This window comes from Micromonospora rubida (assembly GCF_009908295.1).
Classification (GTDB): Bacteria; Actinomycetota; Actinomycetes; order Mycobacteriales; family Micromonosporaceae; genus Micromonospora; species Micromonospora rubida.
The window spans coordinates 568,289-583,093 of the sequence record NZ_JAAALO010000003.1; the positions used below are offsets into that span (position 1 = coordinate 568,289).

General features: G+C 74.6%; 17 protein-coding genes, 1 tRNA gene and 1 pseudogene. 9 read left to right on the top strand and 10 right to left on the bottom strand.

The features are described 5' to 3' along the window. Window positions 1-15 precede the first annotated feature (15 nt). Window positions 16-441: a VOC family protein gene (locus tag GVV04_RS12185; protein WP_161687615.1), complete on the bottom strand. Its 426-nt coding sequence runs from the start codon at window positions 439-441 to the stop codon at window positions 16-18. 62 nt (window positions 442-503) lie between these two features. On the opposite strand from GVV04_RS12185, the gene GVV04_RS12190 reads away from it, so the two are divergent. Further along, window positions 504-1,484 carry a helix-turn-helix transcriptional regulator gene (locus tag GVV04_RS12190; protein WP_328822332.1) on the top strand — a complete coding sequence of 327 codons (981 nt, stop codon included), beginning with the start codon at window positions 504-506 and terminating at the stop codon, window positions 1,482-1,484. Here GVV04_RS12190 and GVV04_RS12195 read toward each other — a convergent pair. The 4 genes and pseudogenes from GVV04_RS12195 to bcp form a co-directional block, all read right to left on the bottom strand. Then, window positions 1,464-1,994: pseudogene (locus tag GVV04_RS12195) on the bottom strand (N-acetyltransferase family protein); the annotation flags it as partial. The gene GVV04_RS12190 and the pseudogene GVV04_RS12195 sit on opposite strands and share 21 nt — an antisense overlap. An 88-nt stretch (window positions 1,995-2,082) precedes the next feature. Beyond that, a tRNA-Leu gene (locus tag GVV04_RS12200) sits at window positions 2,083-2,156 on the bottom strand. After that, entirely contained in the window at window positions 2,147-2,743 is a 597-nt protein-coding gene (locus GVV04_RS12205) for an HNH endonuclease signature motif containing protein (protein ID WP_161687617.1), read from the bottom strand. The genes GVV04_RS12200 and GVV04_RS12205 overlap by 10 nt, the downstream gene beginning before the upstream one ends. Window positions 2,744-2,774: 31 nt before the next feature. Then, on the bottom strand, window positions 2,775-3,251 hold the full coding sequence (gene bcp / locus GVV04_RS12210) for a thioredoxin-dependent thiol peroxidase (RefSeq protein WP_161687618.1): 477 nt from the start codon (window positions 3,249-3,251) through the stop codon (window positions 2,775-2,777). A gap of 160 nt (window positions 3,252-3,411) precedes the next feature. On the opposite strand from bcp, the gene GVV04_RS12215 reads away from it, so the two are divergent. From GVV04_RS12215 to GVV04_RS12230, 4 genes are read left to right on the top strand one after another with little or no spacing between them, the layout of a single operon-like run. Beyond that, window positions 3,412-4,131: an energy-coupling factor ABC transporter permease gene (locus GVV04_RS12215; RefSeq protein ID WP_161687619.1), complete on the top strand. Its 720-nt coding sequence runs from the start codon at window positions 3,412-3,414 to the stop codon at window positions 4,129-4,131. Further along, the gene (locus tag GVV04_RS12220; protein WP_235965973.1) at window positions 4,128-4,580 is read left to right on the top strand and encodes a PDGLE domain-containing protein; all 453 of its coding nucleotides are present in this window, start codon (window positions 4,128-4,130) and stop codon (window positions 4,578-4,580) included. The genes GVV04_RS12215 and GVV04_RS12220 overlap by 4 nt, the downstream gene beginning before the upstream one ends. An 11-nt stretch (window positions 4,581-4,591) precedes the next feature. Then, complete coding sequence (gene cbiQ, locus GVV04_RS12225) at window positions 4,592-5,362, top strand: cobalt ECF transporter T component CbiQ (RefSeq protein WP_161687620.1); 771 nt, start codon at window positions 4,592-4,594, stop codon at window positions 5,360-5,362. Beyond that, a complete protein-coding gene (locus GVV04_RS12230) occupies window positions 5,359-6,123 on the top strand; it encodes an energy-coupling factor ABC transporter ATP-binding protein (RefSeq protein ID WP_161687621.1) in 765 nt (254 codons plus the stop codon). The genes cbiQ and GVV04_RS12230 overlap by 4 nt, the downstream gene beginning before the upstream one ends. Window positions 6,124-6,166: 43 nt before the next feature. Here GVV04_RS12230 and GVV04_RS12235 read toward each other — a convergent pair whose 3' ends face one another. From GVV04_RS12235 to GVV04_RS12250, 4 genes are read right to left on the bottom strand one after another with little or no spacing between them, the layout of a single operon-like run. Next, window positions 6,167-7,324: a hypothetical protein gene (locus tag GVV04_RS12235; RefSeq protein ID WP_328822333.1), complete on the bottom strand. Its 1,158-nt coding sequence runs from the start codon at window positions 7,322-7,324 to the stop codon at window positions 6,167-6,169. Beyond that, the gene (locus tag GVV04_RS12240) at window positions 7,321-8,034 is read right to left on the bottom strand and encodes a DsbA family protein (RefSeq protein ID WP_161687622.1); all 714 of its coding nucleotides are present in this window, start codon (window positions 8,032-8,034) and stop codon (window positions 7,321-7,323) included. The genes GVV04_RS12235 and GVV04_RS12240 overlap by 4 nt, the downstream gene beginning before the upstream one ends. Continuing rightward, a complete protein-coding gene (locus GVV04_RS12245) occupies window positions 8,027-8,548 on the bottom strand; it encodes a MauE/DoxX family redox-associated membrane protein (RefSeq protein WP_161687623.1) in 522 nt (173 codons plus the stop codon). Before GVV04_RS12245 ends, GVV04_RS12240 begins: the two co-directional genes overlap by 8 nt. 31 nt (window positions 8,549-8,579) lie before the next feature. Further along, a complete protein-coding gene (locus GVV04_RS12250; RefSeq protein WP_328822334.1) occupies window positions 8,580-9,194 on the bottom strand; it encodes a sigma-70 family RNA polymerase sigma factor in 615 nt (204 codons plus the stop codon). 107 nt (window positions 9,195-9,301) lie between these two features. On the opposite strand from GVV04_RS12250, the gene GVV04_RS12255 reads away from it, so the two are divergent. From GVV04_RS12255 to GVV04_RS12270, 4 genes are all read left to right on the top strand, one after another. Then, window positions 9,302-9,946 (top strand): zf-HC2 domain-containing protein, encoded by a 645-nt coding sequence (locus tag GVV04_RS12255; protein ID WP_161687625.1) that lies wholly within the window; start codon window positions 9,302-9,304, stop codon window positions 9,944-9,946. Window positions 9,947-10,047: 101 nt separating this feature from the next. Continuing rightward, on the top strand, window positions 10,048-11,715 hold the full coding sequence (locus tag GVV04_RS12260) for a copper resistance CopC/CopD family protein (protein ID WP_161687627.1): 1,668 nt from the start codon (window positions 10,048-10,050) through the stop codon (window positions 11,713-11,715). Between the two features lie 15 nt (window positions 11,716-11,730). After that, window positions 11,731-12,453 (top strand): YcnI family copper-binding membrane protein, encoded by a 723-nt coding sequence (locus GVV04_RS12265; RefSeq protein ID WP_161687629.1) that lies wholly within the window; start codon window positions 11,731-11,733, stop codon window positions 12,451-12,453. A 159-nt stretch (window positions 12,454-12,612) separates the two neighbouring features. Beyond that, entirely contained in the window at window positions 12,613-13,212 is a 600-nt protein-coding gene (locus GVV04_RS12270) for a hypothetical protein (RefSeq protein ID WP_161687631.1), read from the top strand. A 267-nt stretch (window positions 13,213-13,479) separates the two neighbouring features. Here GVV04_RS12270 and GVV04_RS12275 read toward each other — a convergent pair whose 3' ends face one another. Next, window positions 13,480-14,769 carry a glycosyltransferase family 87 protein gene (locus GVV04_RS12275; RefSeq protein ID WP_161687633.1) on the bottom strand — a complete coding sequence of 430 codons (1,290 nt, stop codon included), beginning with the start codon at window positions 14,767-14,769 and terminating at the stop codon, window positions 13,480-13,482. Window positions 14,770-14,805: the final 36 nt, after the last annotated feature.

Consider the following 14,805-nt stretch of genomic DNA (forward strand, 5'->3'; position numbering starts at 1 on the left):
GCATCGGGCGGGGTGTCAGCCGGCGTTGTACTCGACCGCGACGTCGAGAACCCAGGTGACGCCGAAGCGGTCCTTGAGCATGCCGTAGAGCGGGGCCCAGCCGGCGGGGCCGAGGTCCTGGATGACGGTCGCGCCTTCGGACAGGCCCTTCCAGCAGATGGTGATCTCGTCGTCGTCCTGGCCTCGGACGGAGACGAAGACCGGCTTGTCACCCGGGCTGTAGGACTGGTTGCCGGGCACGTCGTAGGCCATGACGTGGAAGCCGTTGTCGGCCTGGACCTGGCCCCACATGACCTGGTCGGCCTCGGCCGGGGCCGAGACGTTGTGGGCGTCGGAGTAGGTCACCAGGGCGAGCTGGCCGCCGAACACGGACTGGTAGAACTCCAGCGCCTCGCGGGCGTCGCCGCGGAAGTTCAGGTGGGTGGTGGTGATGATCGTCATGAGACGAGACTCGCAGCAGTAGGTGCCAGGATGTGGCACCTACTACGGGCAGAATCGAATTCATGCCGAAAACCTCCGCCCGACTGCTGGCCCTGCTGTCGCTGCTGCAGGCCCGCCGGGACTGGCCCGGCACGCTGCTGGCCGAACGCCTGGACATCAGCCTGCGCACCGTGCGCCGCGACGTCGACCGGCTACGCGAACTTGGCTACCCCATCGCCGCCGTCAAAGGCCCCGACGGCGGCTACCGGCTCAGCGCCGGCACCGAACTACCCCCGCTGCTGTTCGACGACGAACAGGCCGTCGCCCTCACCGTCGCCCTGCAGATCGCCGCCACCACCCCCGGCGACGGCCTCGCCGAAGCCGCCGCACGGGCGCTGAACACCATCCGGCAGGTCATGCCCGCCCGGCTACGGCACCGCGTCAACGCCCTGGAAGTCACCGCCGTCGAGCCGCCCACCACTCGGCCGGTCGCACCGGTCGACGGCGACGTGCTCCTGGCGATCAGCGCAGCCGTCCACGCCCACGAGGTGCTGCGCTTCGACTACGGCTCCGAGAGCGCGGACAGGCCCCCGCGCCGCGTCGAGCCCCACCACGTCATCACCTGGGACGGGCGCTGGTACCTCGTCGCGTGGGACCTCGACCGCGACGAGTGGCGCATCTTCCGCGTCGACCGGATCATCCTGCGCACCCCCAACGGGCCCCGGTTCACCCCACGCACGCTGCCCGGAGGAGACGTCGCCACCTACGTCATCGGCAGGTTCCGCGGCTCCGACGACGCCTCCGGGGGCTGGCCCTGCCGAGGCACGGTGATCCTCGACCTGCCCGCCGCCACCGTAGCCCTCTACACCAGGGACGGCGTCGTCGAGGAATTCGGCCCCGACCGCTGCCGGCTCACCCTCGGATCATGGTCATGGCCCAGCCTCGCCGCCGCCGTCGCCCGATTCGACGCCGACATCGACGTCATCGGCCCCGACGAACTGACCAACGCCTTCGCGCACCTCGCCCGCCGGTTCACCAGAACCGCGGCCGGCACTGGCGGTTAGGTCGAGCCACATGAGGACCTCGTCCCGGTCGTCGCCCAGGGCAACCCGCAGCGCGCCCGGCAGCCGGCCCACCTCCCGGTACCCGAGCCGCGCGTAGAACCGCTCCAGCCCCAACCCGCCCCGCACCGTGACGTGCAGCGCCTCCCGCCCCAGCTCGCGGCCGAGCCGCTCCGCCTCCCGCATCAGGGCCGAGCCGAACCCCCGGCCCTGGGTGTCGGGGTGCACCATCACCCGCTTCAGCACGCACCAGTGCGTTTTGAGGTGGAACCGGTTGTCGGCGAAGACCAGCACGGCGACGGGGCGTACGCCGTCGTACCCGACGAGCAGCCGGTCCGGGCCGTCGACGAGATCGGCGAAGGTCGCCTCGGCGGTGGGGCGGACGTCGGCAACGGTGACCGGCGCGACGAAGCCGACCGCGCCGCCGGCGTTGGTGGCGTCGACCCAGAGGCGGACGATCTGCTCGCGCAGTTCGGGGGTCAGCTCGGGATCGAGGACGAAACGCAGACTCACGCCGCCATCCTGGCCCAGCCGTCAGCGGGGGCACTACGTGTCGTGACGTGCGTGACACCATCCTCGGCGAATGGTGTCAGGTGTTAAGTAGGGCCGACGGGATTCGAACCCGCACTGGTACGGACCTAAACCGTATGCCTCCTGCCGTTGGGCTACGGCCCCTTTACCGCGTACACCGCCATCTTCCACGACCACTGAGGCGGCCGACGAAGTCGCCGGCCGATCGGAAAGCCCGTTGGTGTCACGGCCATCGGATCGTAGACCACATCGGGTGCGACCACAGCCGGCCGGCGGGCCCCGGCGTACGTGGCGGTCTGACTGTGGCAGTTCGGGCAGAGTAGCCGCAGGTTGTGCGGCCGGTTGTCCAGAAAATCGCCGTTGATGTGATCGACGTGCAGCGTGAGGGCCGCCCCTTGCCAGTTCGGGCCGGTGTCGCACACCTCGCACTCCTCCGGCAGCCCGATCAACGCCAGCGCTCGCTTCAGCCGGCTCCCGGCGACCCGTCGCGATCCCTCAGGCCGCCGGACCAGGAGCGCCGACGCCGGAACCCGGATGTTGCGCTCTCCCCGGTTGTGAGCACCTCCGGTGAAGTGTGAGGTGTCGATACCGAAGCGTTTGAGCTGACGGCTGATGTGCGCGTGCGAGCCGCCGCTGAGACGCACGCCCAGCAGCCGCATCACCTCGGTGATGCTGCGGGCCTGTGCCGCCGCAGTAGCCAGCGCCTCCGGCGGGTATTTGTAACGGGCCATGTGCGAACGGTAGTGGCCCGGTGCGACAGGCTCAGTCCAGGCCGAGGTCGCGGCGCAGCTTGGCGACGTGGCCGGTGGCCTTGACGTTGTAGAGCGCCCGCTCGATCTTCCCGTCCGGGTCGATGACGAAGGTGGACCGGATCACCCCGGTCACCGTGCGGCCGTACGACTGCTTCTCGCCGTACGCGCCGTACGCGGTGAGCACCGCCCTGTCGGCGTCGCCGACCAGCGGGAAGGTGATGGCGTCCCGTTCGCGGAACTTCGCCAGCTTCTCCGGCTTGTCGGGGGAGATGCCGACCACCTCGTATCCGGCTGCCTGGAGCGAGGCGAGCGAGTCGCGGAAGTCGCACGCCTGCTTGGTGCAGCCGGGCGTCATCGCGGCGGGGTAGGCGTACAGGATGACCTTCCGGCCGCGCAGGTCGGCCAGGGAGAGGGTCTCGCCGGTGTCGGTCGGCAGGGTGAACTCGGGCGCGGGGTCACCGGGGTTGAGGCGGGCGGGCGCGGTCATGGCGGAAACCCTACCGCCGTCCCGGCGCGGGCCGGCGGGGGCGACGCGCCGGCATTCGTGATCAACTTCATGCTTGTTGCAAGCTATTGGCAACAGTGCTGCTCTGGAAATAAACTCACCCCGTCGGTGTGGGCCCGCCCACCGCACCCCGGGAGGTCGAGTGGAAACCCTGGCGATGCACATCTCCAACGGGATCGTCAACGGTCCCGTCGCCGCCCTGTTCGCCGTCCTCGCGCTGGCGGTGCTGGCCCTGTGCGTGCTGCGTGGCCGGCGCGACCTGGACGACCGGCTCGCCCCGATGGCCGGCCTGGTCGCCGCGTTCATCTTCGCCGTCCAGATGCTCAACTTCCCGATCTTCACCGCCGGGGTGAGCGGTCACCTGCTCGGCGGCGCGCTCGCCGCGATGCTGGTCGGCCCGTGGGTCGGCGCGCTCTGCGTGGCGGTCGTGCTGGTCGTGCAGGCGCTGGTCTTCGGTGACGGCGGGGTGGCCATGCTCGGCCTGAACATCAGCAACATGGCCGTCCTCGGCACCGCCGCGGCGTACCTGCTGATCACCCTGCTGCTGCGGGTGCTGCCCCGCACTCCGGCCGGGCTCGGCGTGACCGCCTTCGTCTCGGCGCTGGTCAGCGTCGTCGTGGCGTCCCAGGGCTTCGTGCTCCAGTACTGGCTGGGCGGCACCACCGACCTGGGCGGCAACCTGGCCGGCCTGGCCGGCACCATGGCCGGCGCACACCTGCTGATCGGCATCGGTGAGGGCCTGATCACCGCGACCACCGTGGTCACCGTCGCGAAGGTCCGCCCCGATCTCGTGTACGCGCTGCGCGCCCTGAAGCCGGCCGCGCCGGCTCCCGTCGTCCCGGTCGCCGGAGGTGCCCGATGAGCAAGCGTCCCTGGGGATTCGTCGTCGGCGGCCTGCTGGTCGCCCTGCTGCTGGCCGGCGTGGTCAGCAACTACGCCTCGGCACACCCGGACGGGCTGGACTCGTCGCTGCTCAAGGGCTGCACGGTCAACGCCGAGGACGAGATCACCGGCGGCAGCTGCCCGGCCCAGCAGGCGCAGGACCACGAGCTGGCCGACAGCCCGCTGGCCGACTACGGCATCCGGGGCGTGGACAACGAATTCCTCTCCACCGGCCTCTCCGGCGTCCTCGGGGTGCTGCTCACCTTCGCCGTCGGCGGCGGCGTGTTCTGGCTGCTGCGCCGCCGGGGCCCGGCGCAGCGCGCCGGCCACGCCACCGCCGCCGGACCGGCCGGCGATGGCCGGGCCGGGGACGACCCGGTCGGCGGCGGGCGCGGCGACGACGCCTCGCGCGTGACGAACAGCCGGTAGGCGGGGCTGCGATGGGGGCCGGCCACGCCCACGTGCTCTACCGGGAGTCGACCTCGCCGGTGCACCGCCTCCCGCCGGAGGTGAAGATCGCCGCGATGGTGCTGTTCACCCTCGCGGTGGTGGCCACCCCGCGCGCCGCGTTCTGGGCCTTCGGCGGGTACGCCCTGCTGGTCGCGGTGGTGGCCGCGCTGGCCCGGGTGGGGCCGGGCTGGCTGCTGCGCCGGGCGGCGATCGAGCTGCCGTTCGTGCTGTTCGCGTTCGCGCTGCCGTTCCTCGGGGCGGGCGAGCGGGTCGACGTGGCGGGGCTGAGCCTCTCCGTCGACGGGCTGCTCGGCGGGTGGAACATCATCGCCAAGGGCACCCTCGGCGTACTGGCGTCGTTGCTGCTCGCGGCGACCACGACGACCCGGGACCTGATCGTCGGCCTGGACCGGCTGCGCTGCCCGCAGATCCTCACCCAGATCGCCACCTTCATGCTGCGCTACCTGGACGTGCTGGTCGGCGAGGCCCGCCGGATGCGGGTGGCCCGGGTCTCCCGGGGTGACGACCCGCGGTTCCTGTGGCAGCTGCGCGGCTTCGCGGCCGGCATCGGGGCGCTGTTCCTGCGCGCGTTCGAGCGCGGCGAGCGGGTCTACCTGGCGATGGTGTCGCGCGGCTACTCCGGCCGGATGCCGGCGGTCTGGCAGGGCGCGGGCGCGGCGACCGCCGGGCAGTGGCTGGCCGGGGCGGTGGTGCCGCTGGTCGCGGCCACCATCGCCGGCTCCGCCGTCGTCCTGCAATGATCGGGTACGTGCAGACCCCCGATCCTGTCTCCCTCGACGTGCGTGGCGTGCGGTTCGCCTACCCGGACGGGCACGTCGCCCTGCACGGGGTGGACCTGACCGTGCCGCGCGGCGAACGGGTGGCGCTGCTCGGCCCGAACGGCGCCGGCAAGACCACCCTGGTGCTGCACCTGAACGGCATTCTCACGGCCACCGAGGGTTCGGTGCGCGTCGGCGGGCTGACCGTCAGCCGGGACCGGGCCACCCTCGCGGAGATCCGCCGCCGGGTGGGCATCGTCTTCCAGGACCCGGACGACCAGCTCTTCCTGCCCACCGTCGCCGAGGACGTGGCGTTCGGGCCGGCCAACCTGGGGCTGCGCGGGGCGGAGCTGACGGCCCGGGTGGACGAGGCGCTGGCGGCGGTGGGGATGGGCGAGCACCGGGACCGCACCCCGCACCACCTGTCGTTCGGGCAGCGCCGCCGGGTGGCGGTGGCCACCGTGCTGGCCATGCGGCCGGAGATCCTGGTGCTCGACGAGCCGTCGTCGAACCTCGATCCGGCGGCCCGCCGGGAGCTGGCCGGGATCCTGCGCGCCCTGCCGGTGACGCTGCTGATGGTCACCCACGACCTGCCGTACGCGCTGGAGCTGTGCGACCGATCGGTCATCCTCGACGAGGGACGCATCGTCGCCGACGCCCCCACCCGCACCCTCCTGGCGAACGAGGAGCTGCTGTCGACCCACCGCCTGGAACTTCCCTACGGCTTCACCCCCCACCCCTGACCCGGGGCCATTCGGGGAGCCGTGGCGCCCGGTGGGCGGGGCGCTAGGACGGTTCGTTCCCCAGCGCGAGCCCCTGATCGACGCCGGAGGGCGGCGGGGCGGGGCGGGCCGCGGCGGCGGCGCGGAGGCGGAGGACGCCGGCGGCCGTGGCGCCGGCTCCCGCGGCCAGGACCAGGGTGACCAGGAGACGGGCCAGGCCGCCGGGCCAGGGGGCCGGGGGAACCGAGCGGCCGAGGACGGCGAGGTTGGTGACTCCGACGAACAGGGTCAGGCAGGCCCCGGCCAGCGCCAGCGCGAAGTCGGCGGCGGGGCGGCGGGCCAGCGCGTACCCGCCCGCCGCGAGCGCCCCCAGGCCGGTGAGCAGCGCCCAGACCTGCCCGGCGAGCAGGCCGGCCAGCACCCCGCCCACCCCGGACGCCCCGGCGTCCAGCTCCCGGCCGACGGTGAGCACGATCGCGGCCACCCCGCCGACGGCCAGCGCCGCGCCGACCCCGGCCAGCGCCCGCGCCGCCGCCCCGGTGCCGGCGGCCAGCAGCCCGGCGGCGCCCAGCGCGAGGAAGCCGAGGGTCGCCGCCACCCACCACGGGTACGGGTCCGGCGGCGGCACCCAGTCGAGGGTGCCCCGGACCTCCACGGGCTCGGCGCCGTCGCGCAGTGGCACCGCCCAGTCCAGGACCCGCTGCTCCCGGGTCGGGTCGGCGCGCACCCGCGCGGGCGGCTCGGGCTCCTGCCACCGGATGCGCCGGTCGTGCCAGCGGGCCGCCGGCCCGTCGTCGATCCGCCGCCAGTCCGGGGCGGCGGCCGGGTCGGCCTGGGCGGGCAGGGTGGCGTCCCCCGACAGGGTCCGGTTCAGGTATGTCGCCGGGGAGCGGCTGTTCTCGAACACCCCGTCGGGCCCGACCCGCAGGTACGGCTCCCCGGAGTAGCCGATCACCTCGACCGGCCGCCCGGTGTGGTTGACCAGCTCCAGCCGGGCCCCCGCCTCCACCACCCGGACGGTCAGCCCCGGGCGGGCCGGGGCGATCCCGATCGTCTCGGCCCGGTAGTCGGTGCCGTCCGGGGCCTCCCCGCCGTGCGCGGCGGCCGGCGCGGCGGCGCCGAGGACGGCGACCAGCGCGGCGGCGGCGACCAGCCCACCCCGGCGGGCCGCCCGCCCAACCCGGCGTAGCGGCCCGCCCCGGCGCAGTGGCGCGAGGGTCACTTGCCGGCCGCCACCGCCGCCGTGATGCCCTCGGGGCTGCGGTCGGAGAGCTCCTTGCCGTTGACCTTGATCGTCGGCGTGCCGGTGATCCCGGCCTTGCTCGCCTCCTCGGTGACGTGCTCGGTCCACGCCCGGTACGTGCCGTCGGAGAGGCAGGAGGAGAAGTCGTCCCGGTTCAGCCCGACGCCGGCGCCGATGTCGGCCAGCTCGTCGTTGCTCAGCCCGGCGCCGCCCTCCGGCGGCTGCCGCTCGAACAGCGCGGCGGCGAACTCCCGGAACTTGCCGCCCTTCGCCGCGCACCCGGAGGCGGCCGAGGACCGGCTGGAGTATTCGGTGGTCGAGAACCGGTTGAGGTAGGCCACCGGGTGGAAGACGACCCGGGCCTTGCCCTCGTTGACCAGCTGCTCGATCGTTGCGCCGCTGGTCTGCTGGAACTGCTTGCAGGCCGGGCAGATGAAGTCCTCGTACAGGTCGATGGTGGCCGGTCCGTCCCCGTACGCGACGCCGGTGCCGTTCTCGGTCGCGCCGGGCGGGGCGGTGAAGGTGTCGGAGCGCTGGCTGGACCAGACGGCCCAGCCGATCCCGCCGGCGATCACCAGCACGGCGACCGCCGCCACCGAGGTCCAGAGGGTCCGCCGCCGGCGGCGTTCCCGGGCCAGTTGTTGCCGGACCACCCGGGCGGCGTCCCGCTGTCCCTTGCGACTACTCATCCTCGTCCTCCACAGGTGCGTCCGCGAGCCAGCCGTCCACGGAGACGGGGGTGCGGGGCCAGCTCAGCAGGAATCCGGCCAGCGCCAGGAATCCCAGGTCCCGGAGGATCTCCGGGAGGTAACTCGGGGCCTGCCCGGCGGCGAGCTGCCCGCCGCTGCCGAAGCAGCCGCAGTCGATGGCCAGGCCACGGGCCCAGGCCGAGGCGATGCCGGCGACGAAGACCACCAGCAGCGCGGCCGACACCCCGGCAGCCAGCCGGGTGGCCAGCCCCACCAGCAGCAGCAGCCCCAGGGCCAGCTCGACGAAGGGCAGCGCCGCGCCGATCACCGTCGCGACGTCGTACGGCAGAACCTGGTACGCGTTGACGGCGCGCCCGGAGGCGGCCAGGTCGCCGACCTTGGTCCCGCCGGCGACGAGCCAGACGGCGGCTAGCCCGAGCCGGGCGGCGACGCCCAGCCACGGGCGGACGGCGGGCCAGCGAAGGGCCCCGATGTGTCGTGCGGTCATGGTCATTGGTCGCCCCGGCTCCGACGGAAGTTCCCGGTCATCCGGCGAGCGCGTCGTCGACCGCCTCGACCAGGTCGGCGCGGGCCCGGGCCACCCGGGAGCGGATGGTGCCGACGGGCACCCCCTCCACGGCGGCGGCCTCCGCGTACGACAGGCCGAGGAGCTGGGTGAGCACGAACGCCCCGCGCCGCTCGGCGGGCAGCCGGCGTACCAGATCGGTGGCGCCGAGCTGCCCGGCGGGGTCCGGGTACGGGCGGTCGGCGTGCGCGTGGCCGACCAGCCGCTCGGCGAGCCGTCGCCGACGGACCACGGTGCGCAGGTGGTCGGCGCAGGCCCGGCGGGCGATGCCGAGCAGCCAGGTCCGGACGCTGGAGCGCCCCTCGAAGCCGGGCAGCGCCCGGAACGCCCGCAGGTAGGTCTCCTGGGTGAGGTCGTCGGCGCTGTCCCGGTCGACCAGCGCGGCGGCGAACCGCCACACCTCGGCCTGGGTGGCCCGGACGAACGCCGCCTGGGCGACGGGGTCGCCGCCGCGCGCGGCGAGCGCCCAGTCGGTCGCGCCGTCCCGGGCGGCGTCGCCCGCCGGACCCCGGGCACCGGCGACCGCGGCATCGGGCGGACCGACGGCGGCGGGGTCGCGCGGGGCGGGGATCACGTCACATCAGGGTACGCGGCAGATTTGGGCCGGGCAGGGTCCTTCGGCCCTTCCATGGCGTGGCCCACTCGGGGAACTTTCCCGGTGCCCGGCCCGACTATCCGCTCATGACATGCGACGACGTGCGCGCGGCGTTGTCGGCGCGGCTGGACGGCGAGGACCCGCAGGCGCGGGCGGCGGCGCTGGACGGGCACACCGGCTCCTGCCCCGGCTGCCGGTCCTGGCTGGCGCGGGCCGAGCGGGTGACCCGGCTCACCCGGCTGCGGCCGGTGGAGGTGCCCGACCTGACCAGTTCGATCCTCGCGGCGGCGGCCGCCGACCGGGCGTCGGCCCGGGACGTCGCCGCCACCACCGCGCGGGCCCGGCGCCAGGTGCTGCGGGTGGCGGTGGCGGTGGCCGCGGTCGCCCAGCTCGCCGTGGCGCTGCCGGTCCTGCTCGCCGGGTTCGGGGTGGGCGCGGACCCGCACACCGGCCGGGAGATGGCCTCCTTCGACGTGGCGCTCGCGGTCGGTTTCGCGCTGGCGGCCTGGCGGCCCGAGCGGGCCCGGGCGTTCCTGCCGGTGGCGGTGGTGCTGGCGGCCTGCCTGGCCGCCACCAGCGCCCTGGACATCGCCAACTCCACCACCGCGCTGGTGCACGAGGTGGGGCACCTGGCTGCGGTGGCGCAGGCGGGGCTGCTGTGGGCGCTCGGGCGGGCCGGCGGGGAGCCGGACCGGCCGCTGGGCGTTGCCGTCGCGGCGGGGCGCGGGTGAGGCCCGTCACCCCGGCGGGCGCTCCCGAACACCGGGTCCGGGCCGACACGGGTGCCGGCCCGGGTCGCCGATCGGCCCCCGCGTCGGCGAGCATGGCCGACATGACTGCTGCCAATCTCCGGCCTCCCCGCCGCCGGCTCGCGCGGGTGGGCGCGCTCGCCGGCCTGCTGGTCACCGTCGTCGCCCTGCTGCTGGCGCCGGCCACCCCCGCAAGCGCCCACGCGGTGCTGGTGAGCAGCAGCCCGGCTGCGTCCGCCGTGGTGCCCGGCGGGCCGGCCGAGGTGGTGCTGACGTTCAGCGAGCCGGTGCGCAAGGTGGCCGGGAAGATCCGGGTGATCGCCCCGGACGGCGCGCGGGCCGACCGGGGGGAGCCGGCCTTCGAGAGCACGGTGGTGACCGTGCCGGTGGACCCGTCCGCCGGGCGGGGCACCTACCTGGTCAGCTACCGGGTCATCTCGGCGGACAGCCACCCGGTGTCCGGCGCGTTCACCTATTCCGTGGGCGCCCCGTCGACGCCGCCGACGGACGCGGGGTCCGACAACCGGGCCGACCCGGTGGTGGAGAACGGGGTGAAGGTCGCCAAGTACCTCGGGTACGCGGGGCTGCTGCTGCTGGTCGGCCCGGCGCTGGTGCTCGGCGCGCTGTGGCCGCGTCGGCTCTCCCGCCGGGGGCCGGCCCGGCTGGCCTGGACCGGGCTGGGCCTGCTGGTGTTCGCCACGCTCGCCGAGCTGTGGTTGCAGGTGCCGTACACCGCCGGGGGCGGGCTGTTCGACGTGACCGGGGCGGGCCTCGGCGACGTGCTGGGCAGCACGTACGGCGCGACGCACCTGGTCCGGCTGGGCCTGCTCGCGGCGGCGGCGTTCCTGCTCCGCCCGCTCTTCGTCGGGCCGGTGGGCCGCACCGACGGGGTGATCCTGGCGATCCTCGGCGGCGCGGCGCTGCTCACCTGGCCGCTGGCCGGGCACCCGGCCGCCTCGCCCGCCCCGGCCGTGTCGGTGGTGGTCGACGCGGTGCACCTGGGCAGCATGGCGGTCTGGCTGGGCGGCCTGGTGATGCTCGGCGGGTTCCTGCTGCGCCGGGCCGACGAGCGGGAGTTGGGCGCGATCCTGCCGATCTGGTCGCGCTGGGCGGCGCTGGCCGTCGCGGCGCTGCTGCTCGCCGGCACGGTGCAGGCGCTGATCGAGGTGGCCACCCCGACCGCCCTGGTCGACACCACGTACGGGCGGCTGGTGCTGGCCAAGATCGTGCTGTTCGTCCTGGTGCTCGGCGTGGCCGCGTACTCCCGGGCGCTGGTGCGCCGGCGCACCGCCGCGGGGCGGCCGACGCCGGTGCGGCGGGCGGTGTGGGTGGAACTGGCGATCACCGCGGTGGTGCTCGCGGTGTCGGCGACGCTGGTGCAGACGCCGCCGGCCCGCACCGCCGGCGCCGACGTGGCCGGCACGCAGGCAGGCCTGTTCACCACCACCCTGTCCAGCCCGCTCTACTCCCTCCAGGTCGAGATGGACCCGGCGGAGCGGGGCAACAACTCGCTGCACCTGTACGCGTACACGTTGGACAACCGGCCGCAGCCGGTGGAGGAGTGGAAGGCCACCGCCGCGCTGCCGGCGGCCGGGATCGAGCCGATCGAGATCCTGCTGCTGCCGCTGACCGACAACCACGCGACCGGGGAGATCAACCTGCCCGCCGTGGGGGAGTGGCAGTTCCGTTTCACCGTCCGGACCTCGGACATCGACCAGGCCACGGTGAGCGCCACCGTGAGCATCCGCTAGAGAGAGGCAGTTCCCATGCTCCGTCACCGGCGTTCCGCTACCGCCGCCGTCCTGGCCCTCGGCGTCGCCGCCGTGGTGCTCGGCGTGGCCGCGCCCGCCTCGGCGCACGTCTCGGTCAACCCGAAGGAGGCGACCCAGGGCGGCTACGGTCGGTTTGCGTTCCGGGTGCCGAACGAGAGCGACGAGGCCTCCACCACCAAGGTCGAGGTGGTGCTGCCGGAGAACGCTCCGGTGGGTTCGGTGTCCACGATGCCGGTGCCGGGCTGGACGGTGGCGGTGGAGAAGCGCAAGGTGGACCCGCCGGTGCAGGTGCACGGCAGCGAGGTCGCCGAGGCCGTGTCGAAGATCACCTGGACGGCGACCGGCGACGCGGCGGTCAAGCCGGGCCAGTTCCAGGAGTTCCCGGTCTCGATGGGGCCGCTGCCGGAGGTGGACACGATGGTGTTCAAGACGCTCCAGACGTACTCGGACGGCAACGTGGTGCGCTGGATCGAGGAGCCGTCCGCCGCCGGCGCCGAGGAGCCGGAGAAGCCCGCGCCGGTGCTCACCCTCACCGGGGCGGCCCCGTCGGCGGGGGCGTCGGCGCCGGCCGCCGCAGCCGCCGACGACGATGACGACTCCGACGGCGGGGCGGGCACCGCGTTCGGGGTGGCGGGGCTGGTCGCCGGGCTGGCCGGCCTGGCCCTGGGCGGCCTCGCGTTCGCCCGTACCCGGCGGGAGCCGGCCGCGAGGTCCTGAGCCGTCCCGTCCCGTACCGCCCCTGGCCCGCCGGTCCACACCGGCGGGCCAGCCCCTTTTCCCGCGTCGCCGTACGCCGTTGCTGGTGATATCGGGTGATTGTGTGATTTGCATCGGTATGGTCGTCCGGGTACCCGGCCACGGAAGGAAACGACACGGATGCGGTTCGCTCGCACGCTCGTCGGCATGCTGCTGCTCACCATCGGGATCCCGGCGCTGCTGGCCGGCGCCGCCCTCGGCCTCGCGACCCGGCGCGCAGACCCCGCCGACGGCATCGCCGCCCGGATCGGCGCGGTGGACCTACACGCGGAACTCGCCGCCGGCTGGCTCCCCGTGGCCGTCTGGGCGCTGATCGTCCTGGGTGGCCTGCTGGTGGTGTCCGCCGCGCTCCTGCTGCGACCGGTGCGCCCCCGCGAGGTGGTCTTCGTGGTCGAGCCCGACCAGGTGCCGGTGCTCGCCGGCCGGCTCGGGATGACCTCGCTCGACGCGCTCGGCGCCCGCCCCGCGCCGGCCCCGGCGGTCTCCGCCGAACGGCAACTGGTGGCGGTGGGTCCGCCTGCCGGCCGCCCCCGCCCGGCGCTGGGGCCGGCCCCGGCCCGCCGCCCGGCCACCCTGGCCGACCTCACCCCGCCGTCCCGGTCGGCGTCGCTGGCCTGGCCGCCGCTGAACCCGGAGGCCACGGCCCGGCCGGTGCGCATCGAGCCCCGCCGCATCCGCCCGGCCGCGCCCGGCCCGGCCCGCGCCCGCCAACCCTCCTGACCGGTGCGTGCCCCGGCCCGGCCCGCGCCCGCCAACCCCCGTGGCCGGTGCGTGCCCCGGCCCGGCCCGTGCCCGCCAACCCCCGTGGCCGGTGCGCCGAGCCCGCGCCGTGGGGCGGGTGCGCCTGTTCGCCGGAGGCGTTGACGGGAGAATTCGTCCGTCGACGGCGAGCGGCCCTCCGCGCTGCCGACGCGGAGGGCCGCCTCACCGGGGGATCGGTGCCACGGGAGATACCCGACGTACGGGCAAGATTAGCCGGTATTGGCGCTACTCGGGGGTTCTGTCCAGTTGGTGCGATTTTTTGTCCCGGGCGGCGGTCGGCCCGCCCCGTCGGGCGACCGGCAGAGCCACCAGCAGCAGCAGGCTCAGCAGCACGTACGTGTTGCGGATCAGGAACTCCCCGGGCGAGTCCGTGCGGACCGGGGCCACCCCCCAGTTCTGGAACGAGACCACCCCGTAGACGATCACCGCGCCGGTGAGCACGGCCAGCCCGGTCAGCCACCGGCGCCGCCGCGCCCCGCCGGGCGTGGCCGGTTCCGCGCCCAGCGCCGTGTCGGCCAGCACCACCATCGCCGGGACGAACCAGTAGATGTGGTGGGTCCACGTGATCGGGCTGACCAGCGCACCCACCAGCCCGGTCAGGGTCAACCCGGTGAGCACGTCCCCGGCCGAGGCGGCGCGGGCGGCCCGCCACAGCCCGTACCCGGCGACGAGCAGGGCCAGCGCGAGCCACAGCGCCCGGTTCGGCTCGGCCGGCGCGGTGAACCGGCTGAGCAGCCCGAACAGCGACTGGTTCCCGGTGTAGTCGGCGCGACCGACCCGGTTGGTCGCCCACAGCTCGTGGGTCCAGAACCGCCACGAGTCCGACGGGGCCACGGCCGCCGCGAGCAGGGTCGCCCCGGCGGCGGTCGCCGACGCCACGGCCGCCTCCCGCCAGCGGCGGGTCGCCAGCAGGTAGACGATGAAGATGCCGGGGTAGAGCTTCAGGGCGGTGGCCAACCCGATGCCGACCCCCGCCCAGCGCCGCCCCTGCGGCACCCCGAAGAGCAGGTCGGCCAGGATCAGCACGACCAGCAGCATGTTGATCTGACCTAAAGTGATCGTCTCCCGGGTGCTCTCCATCGCGAAGACCAGCAGCACCGCGACGGTGAGGGTGAACGTCCGGGGCAGGCCGTGCCGGGCGATGACCGGGGCGACCAGCCAGCGGGTGGTCACCACCACGGCGAGCGCGGTCAGGGCCGTGAAGACCGCGATCGTGAGGCCCAGCGGCAGCAGCGCGAACGGGCGCAGCAGCAGTGCGCTCAGCGGGGGGTAGGTGAAGTACAGCTCGCCCTGGACCCGGTCGGGCTGCGCGTAGTCGTAGAGCGGGTTGCCGGCGGCCCACCACTTCATCGCCCGCATGTAGATCTTCAGGTCGAAGAAGTCGTGCACCAGCCCGGGCAGGTACAGCGCCGGGAGGACGGCAGCCAGGGCCAGCACTGTGACCAGCCGGCGGACCCTGCGGCCGCCCGGCTCGGCGGCGGTGACGGAGGGTGGTGCGATCGGTTCGGCTGGCACGGGGAAACCCTAGCGGTCCATCCGGCCGACAGTGCC